This window comes from Brevundimonas sp. (assembly GCF_031082345.1).
GTDB lineage: Bacteria > Pseudomonadota > Alphaproteobacteria > Caulobacterales > Caulobacteraceae > Brevundimonas.
In genome coordinates this window covers 1-7,456 of record NZ_JAVHLH010000142.1, presented here as the reverse complement: position 1 = coordinate 7,456, position 7,456 = coordinate 1, and the positions used below count along the sequence as shown (strand labels likewise).

Sequence of the window (7,456 nt, the reverse complement as noted above, 5' to 3'; positions counted from 1 at the left end):
CGCCGTAGAAGGTCCGAAGTTCCTCGATGCTGCGCCGCATCCGGTCACCATAGGCCGCGGAGAGGGCCGCTGCTAGAATGCGGCATGCCCCTCGACGTTCGCCTGTTTCCCTGCCTGTCCGACAACTACGGCTTCCTCGCGCGAGACGCCGCCACCGGCGCCGTGGCGACGATCGACACGCCCGACGCCGACGCCATCCTCGCCGAGCTGGAGCGGTCGGGCTGGGGCCGGCTGGACCTGATCCTGAACACCCACTGGCATCCGGACCACACCCAGGGCAATGCGGCCCTGAAGGCGGCGACCGGCTGCGAAATCGTCGGCCCGGAGGAGGTGCGCAGGGCCGCGCCGCTGGACCGGGTCGTGCGCGGCGGCGACAGCGTCATGCTGGGCGAGACGGCGCTGGAGGTGACCGATACCCCCGGCCACACCCTGGGACATATCGTCTATCGCGACGCGGCGGGCGGCCAGGCCTTCGTCGGGGACACGCTGTTCGCCCTCGGCTGCGGCCGGCTGTTCGAGGGTACGCCGGAACAGATGTGGGACAGCCTGCAGAGGCTCGCCGCCTGGCCGGACGAGACCACCGTCTGGTGCGCCCACGAATACACGGCGGCCAATGCGCGGTTCACCCTGAGCCTCGACGACCGGCCCCAGATGGCGGCCCGGGCGGCGGCGGTGTTCGCCGCACGGGAGCGGGGCCAGCCGACGGTCCCGACCACGATCGGGGCGGAGAAGGCGTTCAATCCCTTCCTGCGCGCCGCCGATGCGGCCGATTTCGCGGCCCGGCGCGCGGCCAAGGACGCCTTCACCGGCTGATCCCGACCGGCGTCAGGGCAGGATGGCGCGGATCACCCGGGCCGACGACGGCCGGCCGGCCATGCCCTGCTGGGGGTTGACGGTGACGGTCAGCCGGCCGCGCGCATAGGTCACGCCGGCGCGGGGGCCCTCGTTGATGGTGATGCTGCGCAACTCGCTGATGTACTGCCGGGCCGTCGGCGAGCGGGCGATGCGCATGACCGCCTCGGTGCTGACGATCAGGGCCTCGACGCACAGGGCTTCGGACTGGTCGCCGTCCAGATTGACCTCGACCAGCCGCCCGACGACCTCGCTGACCATGGCGCTGCGCTGGGCCATCAGGCGGAACAGCAGCATCGGTCCCAGCGTCGGCGGGGTCAGGCTCTGGCCGGCCCCGGCGAACGAGGCGGGCGATCCGCCGGGCGCCCGGGGCGTATAGACGGTCATGCCGCCGTTGGGGGTGACCCTCAGCACCTGGTCGCCGGCGTCGTTGCGGTAGATGACGTCGCCGCGCGGCGCCGCGGTCGGCCTCAGCACCCAGGTCTCGTCACGGCGCTCGAAGCGCAGCAGCGGATGACGCCCGGACCGGTCGAGAATGAAGCCGTCGCCGGAGTCGGCCACATAGCGTCCCACGGGCGGCGGGGCCGGGGAGGAGGGGCGCAGGCTGCGGAGCTTTTCACCCTGTTCGGCCTGGACGTTGCCGCGGATCTGGGCGGCGGCCTGGGAGGGCGCGGACAGCAAAGACAGCGCAGCCGCCGCGAGGGCGATCGCCATCGCGGTCGGAAGCGGCCTCCACGCCGATCTGACCCTTGCCGTCAACTCCATGCCGTCTGTCGTGGAATCGCCACGCGGCGGATTTTGGGCGGCCGGCCCCTAGCCGACCAGATACTGACCGCCGTTCAGCGACAGGGTGCAGCCTGTGACATATCCGGCACGCTCGCCGGCCAGCCACGAGACCATGTCCGCGATTTCCTCGCCTTTTCCGAGTCTTCCCACCGGAATCTGGGCGATGATTCCGGCCAGGACCTTCTCGTCCATGGCCCCCACCATCTCGGTGTCGATATATCCGGGGGCGATACAATTCACCGTGACCCCCTTGCGGGCGTTCTCGAGCGCCAGCGCCTTGGTGAAGCCGATCATCCCGGCCTTGGCCGCGGAATAGTTGGTCTGGCCGATCTGGCCCTTCTGGCCGTTGATCGAGCTGATGTTGACGATGCGGCCGAAGCCGCGGTCGCGCATGCCGCCGATCACCTGGCGCGTCATGTTGAAGACGCTGTCCATGTTGACGCGGATCACGTCGGACCACTGGTCGGCGGTCATCTTGTGGAAGAAGCCGTCGCGGGTGATGCCGGCGTTGTTGATCAGGATGTCGATCGGGCCGAGCTGGGCCTCGACCTCCTGCACCGCGCGCTGGCAGTCCTCGAACGAGCCGACATTGCCCTTGACCACCATGACGCCGAGCTCGCGCGCGGTGGCCTCGGCCGCCTCGACATTGCCGGAATAGCCGGCCGCCACCTGCAGGCCGTCTTCCTTGAGGCGCTGCGCGATCGCCTTGCCGATGCCGCGGGTGCCGCCCGTGACCAGAGCCACTCGTGCCATGTTCGTTTCCCTGTCCTGAAGCGGCGGCCTCTCGTTCGGGCCGCCTGCCTATGGATACGCTTTAGCCCGCGAGCCGTTGCGCGCAAAGGACGGGCTCACGCGGCCTTGTCGAGCCGCGCCATGTCGATGACGAACCGATACCGAACGTCCGACTTCTCCATCCGGGCGTAGGCCTCGTTGATCTGGTCCGGCGCGATCACCTCGATGTCGCAGGCGATGCCGTGCTCGGCGCAGAAGTCGAGCATCTCCTGGGTCTCGCGGATGCCGCCGATCAGCGAACCGGCGATCCGCCGGCGCCGCCACAGCAGGGGCACGGCGAAGATCGGCAGGGCCTCGGTGGTCAGGCCCAGCATCACCATGGTCCCGTCGCGGGCCAGCAGGTTCACATGGCTGGCGATCTCGTGGGTGGCCGAGACGGTGTTGATGATCAGGTCGAACTTCTCGCCGGCCGCCTTCATCGCCGCCTTGTCCGAGTTGATCAGGAAATGCTTCGCCCCCATCCGCTCCGCATCGGCCCTCTTGCGGTCCGAGGTCGACAGCACCGTCACCTCGGCCCCCAAGGCCGCGGCCAGCTTGACCGCCATATGGCCGAGGCCGCCGAGGCCGATCACCGCGACCTTCGAGCCCGGGCCGACGCCCCACTGGCGCAGCGGCGACCAGGTGGTGATCCCCGCGCACAGCAGCGGCGCGGCGGCGTCCAGCGGCAGGGCGTCAGGGATGCGCAGCACGAAGTCCTGGGTGACCGTGATGTGGTCGGAATAGCCGCCCTGGGTGATCGTCTGGCCGATGTCCGCGCCCTTGGGGTCGGCCGAGCCGTAGGTCTGGGTCATGCCGGGGACGCAGTACTGCTCCTCGCCCTCGAGGCAGGACGGGCAGGTGCGGCAGCTGTCGACCATGCAGCCGACGCCGACCCGGTCGCCGACCTTGAAGCGGCTGACGTTCGCGCCGACCGCCGTCACCACCCCGGCGATCTCATGCCCCGGCACGATCGGATAGCGCGTGCCGCCCAGATCGTTCTTCACCACGTGCAGGTCCGAGTGGCAGACGCCGCAGTATTTGATCTCGATGGCCACGTCGTCCGGCCCCGGATCGCGCCGGTCGAAGCGGTACGGCGACAGCGGGGCGTCGGCGGCGGTGGCGGCGAAGGCGCGTGTGGCGATGGACATGGCGGTTCCGGACGGAAGGAGGCGGGCTCCAGAAGGTAGGCGCCGCCCCCGTCCGCAGCAACCGCTGTCAGCCGCCGATCGAGACCTCGCGCCGGACGTCGTCGCCATAGCTCAGACGCCGGATGCGGGCCTTCTTCTCGGCATGGTCGAACTCGATCAGCTCGACCCCGCCGCCGCCGCCCGGATCCGCCACCAGCCGCACGGGCACGCCGGAGTCGTTGTTGTTCAGCTGGACCACAGCCCCGCCGCTCCGCGAGACGATCAGTCCCAGCCGGTCCCGCATCGGCGCGCCGACGCCTTCCGGCGCGTCCAGCGCCAGCGAGGCCTGGCCGTTCTCGAAGGTGCCGAAGCCGCCGCGTTCGGCGCCGGTCTCGTCAAAGATCAACACGCCTGCGGCCCGGCCGTGCTGGCGGCCTGAATCCTCGCCCAGCACGACCCGCTCGACGCCGCGGGAGTCGACGAGGGCGATCCGACGGGCCTTGATCTCGTCCTGTACGGGGTCCCGGGCCGCGCCGCTGACGAGCACCACCGCAAGGCCGACGCCCATGGCTACGGTGATGGCCTGAAGCCGGGTCAGTTGCGTCTGCAACCGGGCGATCTTGTCACTGTCCGAATTCATCAAAACCTCCTATCTTGCATGGACAGCTACTTATCAAAGCAAGGGACTGGGGGGCTGCTTAATTCGCCGTAATCCGAAGCGCGTCGTGGCGCGGTTCGGTCCGCGCCCGCGAGATCACCAGTCGTTGCGGCCGTCGACGTGGCGGACGGGCACGGCGTCCAGATCGAAGGCGTCGAACAGCCGGGCGTTCAGGGTGATCCGGGCGGGCCGGGCTTCGCCCTCGTCGGTGGTCCAGGCGTCGGACTCGGCGAAGACGGCGCAGCCGCAGGTGACGCAGTGGTGGAAGGTCATCATCCGGTCGCCCCACTGATAGGCGGCGACGGTCGCCGGGGTCAGGTTCAGCTCGACCGCCTCCGGCGAATAATAGGCCGCCAGCGTTCCCCGCTTGGTGCAGCTCGAGCAGTTGCACTGCGTCACCGTTTCCGGCGCCGGGGCGGCGAACCGCTGGGCCCCGCAATGGCAGCTGCCCTGCACCCGGTCCGTCACTGTCCCAGCCTCGCGATCAACGCCTGGGCCGCCGCCGGATTGCGCACCTTGGCCCCGGCGATGAAGTAGGCGAACACCTCGCCGCGCTTCGCCCATGTCCGCGCCCGGTCCGCGATGGCGTCCAGCTCCTTCGCGGTCATGCCGGTCGGTTCGCCCTCGCGGCTCGACATCAGCCGGGCATAGGTGAAGTCGGCGGTCGGCTGGTCGATGCGCGGCCACTCCGGGGCCTCGTCGTCCTCGGCATAGACGATGGCCGCCCCGTATTTCGCCGCCAGACCATAGAACTGCGGCGTGTCGAAACTGACGTTCCGGACTTCCAGCGCATGGCGCAGCCGCACCCCGTCCTTCTCCCTGGGCAACAGCTTCAGAAAGCCTTCGAAATCCTCGGGGTCGAACTTCTTGGTTCCCATGAACTGCCAGTTGATCGGCCCCAGCTTGTCGCCCAACGCCGTCAGCCCCTGGTCGAGAAACCGCCCCATCGACTCGCCCATGTCCGCCAGCACCTTGCGGTTGGTGCAGTAGCGGCTGGCCTTGACCGAAAAGACGAACCCCTCGGGCGTCTCGTCCCGCCACTTCATCCAGCTGTCGGGCTTGAAGGTCGAATAATAGGTGCCGTTGATCTCGATCGAGGTCAGGGCGCGCGAGGCGAACTCCAGCTCGCGCTTCTGCGTCAGCCCCTCCGGATAGAAGACCCCCCGCCACGGCTCATAGGTCCAGCCGCCGACGCCGACTCGAATAGGGTGGGTCATCGGTGATCTCCCGTCGGGTTGCCGATCCAGTCTTCATGGCCATGACGGACACGGAGAATGTGAACGCCGCCCTCGTCGATGGCATAGATGACAATATGCGAGCGGAATGGAAGGACCCGGACGGGTCCGTCCAGACCTTCTCTCAACGAAGCGGACTCCGGAAACTCCGCCAGACGCTTGATGGCCAATCGGAGGGCCGCGGCATAGGCGTCCGCCCGTCTCACGCCGAACCCTTCGACTCCTTGCCGGTAGATGGCCCGGATGTCGGCGCGCGCCGTTTCGGAAAGCCGGAGGCTCGCCACTCAGGCGGCGCGGGAGCCGGCGACGGCCTCGGCGCGCGCTTCGGCGAAGATTTCATCCAAAGTCCGGTCGCTCACGCCTGAGGCGTAGGCCTCGTCGATCAGCCTCTGCATATGGGCGATCTTGTCCGCCTTGGTCTGCTCGCGGCGGATCAGGTCGCGGATGTAGTCGCTGGTATTGCTGTAGCGGCCGTCCGCGGTCTGCGCCTCAACCCAGGCCTTCATCTGGTCGGGCAGGGAGATGTTCATCGTCGCCATCGGACGAGGTTGCGCGCGATGGCAAACCTTGTCAACAGCGCCTCATCCCCCGACCAGCATCCGGTAGGCCGCCGTCGCCTGCCCCCGGGCGGTCTCGTCGTCCAGCAGGCGGCGCGAATGGCCGTAGGCCAGGACGATGCCCTTGAACTGGAACACCAGCACCTCCAGCGTGGCGTCGTCGGCGTTGGGATTCAGCGCCCGGAACTCGCGTTTCAGCACCTTGGCCCAGCGCTGCTGACTGGCCTTCAGCGTGTCGCGCAGCGGCCCCGGCTGGTCGTCCAGCTCGATGGCCGCCGCCTTCAGCGGGCAGCCGCCCGGGCGGTCCTCGCCGTCGATCCAGTCCAGCTCGCCCTGGAAGATCCGGTCCAGCCGCTCGCGGCCCGCCGGCAGCGGCTCGGCCGGCCGCCAGACCGCCTCGGTGAAGCGTTCGATCATGGCGTCGACCAGTTCGATCTGCAGCGCCTCCTTGGACTGGAAATGCTTCAGCACCGCGCTCTTCGACACCCCGGCGGCGCCGGCGACGTCCTGCAGGCTGACGGCGGCCAGACCGCGCACCGTCACCTGGGTCATCGCCTCGTCGATCAGCCGGGCGTGGGTGGCGGCGCCTTTGGGGGGCATGCGAAAGGGCTCCAGCGGTAAAAAGTATCCGAACGGACACTTTTGTATTGACTCGAAGTGACCGAGCGGTCACGCATATGTGCACGGTCGATCACTTTTGCACGATCCGGCCGACATGAACAGCCCCAAGGAGGCTCGAATGCTTCTCATGACCCTGATTGCGGCGACCCTCGCCGTCGCCCAGCCCGCGCCCGTTCTGGACGCCGCCGCCACGCTCGTCGCCCCCGGCGAGCCGCGCCGCGTCGTGCTGGACGGCCGGTCCTGGTCCTGCGGACCCGACGGCGCCTGCGTCGCCCGCGGCCGCGGCGCCTCGCAGCCCGTCTTGCGGGAATGCCGCCGCTTCGTCGCCCGCTTCGGCGCGGTGACCCGCTACGAGCGCGACGGCGTCGCCCTGTCCCAGGCCGAACTGGCCACATGCAACACGGCCGCCGCCGCCTGATCGATCAGGTTCCGATCACGGCCTCGATGCCGGCCAGCAGGCTGGCGGCCGTGATCGGCTTGGCGAGATGGCTGTCTGCCCCGGCCGCAAGGGCCTCCTCGCGGTGCTCGGGCATGGCGTTGGCGCTCAGCATCACCACCGGGGTGCGGGGCCGGCCGGGCGTCGCCGCTTCATGGGCGCGGATGGCGCGCGTGGCGCTCAGCCCGTCCATGACCGGCATCTGCATGTCCATCAGCACCACGTCGAAGGTTTCGGCCTCGAACGCCGCCACCGCCTGGGCGCCGTCGCCGGCGATCACGACCTCGGCGCCCTGGCTGTTCAGGATCAGCTGGACCACGCGCTGGTTGGTGGGGTGGTCCTCGGCCAGCAGCACCCGCATCGACCGTCCGGCCCCGGGCAGGGCGGCCGCCGCGCCCGCCGCCCTGCCCGGG

The 7,456-nt window shown here is 69.3% G+C and carries 12 protein-coding genes; 2 read left to right on the top strand and 10 right to left on the bottom strand.

The window, feature by feature from the left end; translation table 11 throughout:
* Positions 1–84: 84 nt before the first annotated feature.
* On the top strand, positions 85–813 hold the full coding sequence (gloB, locus tag RDU12_RS10070) for a hydroxyacylglutathione hydrolase (protein ID WP_300290437.1): 729 nt from the start codon (positions 85–87) through the stop codon (positions 811–813).
* A 12-nt stretch (positions 814–825) separates the two neighbouring features.
* On the opposite strand, the gene RDU12_RS10065 is transcribed toward gloB, so the two are convergent.
* The 9 genes from RDU12_RS10065 to RDU12_RS10025 form a co-directional block, all read right to left on the bottom strand.
* Positions 826–1,566: a DUF4908 domain-containing protein gene (locus RDU12_RS10065; RefSeq protein ID WP_300290435.1), complete on the bottom strand. Its 741-nt coding sequence runs from the start codon at positions 1,564–1,566 to the stop codon at positions 826–828.
* Between the two features lie 99 nt (positions 1,567–1,665).
* Entirely contained in the window at positions 1,666–2,391 is a 726-nt protein-coding gene (gene phbB / locus RDU12_RS10060; RefSeq protein ID WP_300290433.1) for an acetoacetyl-CoA reductase, read from the bottom strand.
* Between the two features lie 95 nt (positions 2,392–2,486).
* Positions 2,487–3,557: an NAD(P)-dependent alcohol dehydrogenase gene (locus RDU12_RS10055; RefSeq protein ID WP_300290432.1), complete on the bottom strand. Its 1,071-nt coding sequence runs from the start codon at positions 3,555–3,557 to the stop codon at positions 2,487–2,489.
* Positions 3,558–3,624: 67 nt separating this feature from the next.
* A complete protein-coding gene (locus tag RDU12_RS10050; protein WP_300290431.1) occupies positions 3,625–4,176 on the bottom strand; it encodes a hypothetical protein in 552 nt (183 codons plus the stop codon).
* 114 nt (positions 4,177–4,290) lie between these two features.
* Positions 4,291–4,662, bottom strand: coding sequence for a GFA family protein (locus tag RDU12_RS10045; protein WP_300290428.1), 372 nt, complete (start codon positions 4,660–4,662; stop codon positions 4,291–4,293).
* Positions 4,659–5,411 carry a DUF72 domain-containing protein gene (locus RDU12_RS10040; RefSeq protein WP_300290426.1) on the bottom strand — a complete coding sequence of 251 codons (753 nt, stop codon included), beginning with the start codon at positions 5,409–5,411 and terminating at the stop codon, positions 4,659–4,661. Before RDU12_RS10040 ends, RDU12_RS10045 begins: the two co-directional genes overlap by 4 nt.
* The gene (locus tag RDU12_RS10035; RefSeq protein ID WP_300290424.1) at positions 5,408–5,713 is read right to left on the bottom strand and encodes a type II toxin-antitoxin system RelE/ParE family toxin; all 306 of its coding nucleotides are present in this window, start codon (positions 5,711–5,713) and stop codon (positions 5,408–5,410) included. Before RDU12_RS10035 ends, RDU12_RS10040 begins: the two co-directional genes overlap by 4 nt.
* On the bottom strand, positions 5,714–5,968 hold the full coding sequence (locus RDU12_RS10030; RefSeq protein WP_300290422.1) for a type II toxin-antitoxin system ParD family antitoxin: 255 nt from the start codon (positions 5,966–5,968) through the stop codon (positions 5,714–5,716).
* A 42-nt stretch (positions 5,969–6,010) separates the two neighbouring features.
* Positions 6,011–6,586, bottom strand: a complete 576-nt coding sequence (locus tag RDU12_RS10025) for a TetR/AcrR family transcriptional regulator (RefSeq protein WP_300290420.1) — start codon at positions 6,584–6,586, stop codon at positions 6,011–6,013.
* Positions 6,587–6,725: 139 nt separating this feature from the next.
* Here RDU12_RS10025 and RDU12_RS10020 point away from each other — a divergent pair, with 139 nt between their 5' ends.
* Complete coding sequence (locus RDU12_RS10020) at positions 6,726–7,025, top strand: hypothetical protein (protein WP_308684545.1); 300 nt, start codon at positions 6,726–6,728, stop codon at positions 7,023–7,025.
* A gap of 4 nt (positions 7,026–7,029) precedes the next feature.
* Here RDU12_RS10020 and RDU12_RS10015 read toward each other — a convergent pair.
* The coding region (locus RDU12_RS10015; RefSeq protein ID WP_308684544.1) for a response regulator at positions 7,030–7,456 on the bottom strand (427 nt) is incomplete at its 5' end.

What these genes read in the sequence shown, in the direction of transcription:
- phbB (WP_300290433.1), bottom strand. Translation starts at nt 2,391, where the DNA reads ATGGCACGAGTGGCTCTGGTCACGGGCGGCACCCGCGGCATCGGCAAG.
- RDU12_RS10040 (WP_300290426.1), bottom strand. Translation starts at nt 5,411, where the DNA reads ATGACCCACCCTATTCGAGTCGGCGTCGGCGGCTGGACCTATGAGCCG.
- RDU12_RS10020 (WP_308684545.1), top strand. Translation starts at nt 6,726, where the DNA reads ATGCTTCTCATGACCCTGATTGCGGCGACCCTCGCCGTCGCCCAGCCC.
- RDU12_RS10050 (WP_300290431.1), bottom strand. Translation starts at nt 4,176, where the DNA reads ATGAATTCGGACAGTGACAAGATCGCCCGGTTGCAGACGCAACTGACC.
- RDU12_RS10055 (WP_300290432.1), bottom strand. Translation starts at nt 3,557, where the DNA reads ATGTCCATCGCCACACGCGCCTTCGCCGCCACCGCCGCCGACGCCCCG.
- RDU12_RS10030 (WP_300290422.1), bottom strand. Translation starts at nt 5,968, where the DNA reads ATGGCGACGATGAACATCTCCCTGCCCGACCAGATGAAGGCCTGGGTT.
- RDU12_RS10065 (WP_300290435.1), bottom strand. Translation starts at nt 1,566, where the DNA reads ATGGCGATCGCCCTCGCGGCGGCTGCGCTGTCTTTGCTGTCCGCGCCC.
- gloB (WP_300290437.1), top strand. Translation starts at nt 85, where the DNA reads ATGCCCCTCGACGTTCGCCTGTTTCCCTGCCTGTCCGACAACTACGGC.
- RDU12_RS10025 (WP_300290420.1), bottom strand. Translation starts at nt 6,586, where the DNA reads ATGCCCCCCAAAGGCGCCGCCACCCACGCCCGGCTGATCGACGAGGCG.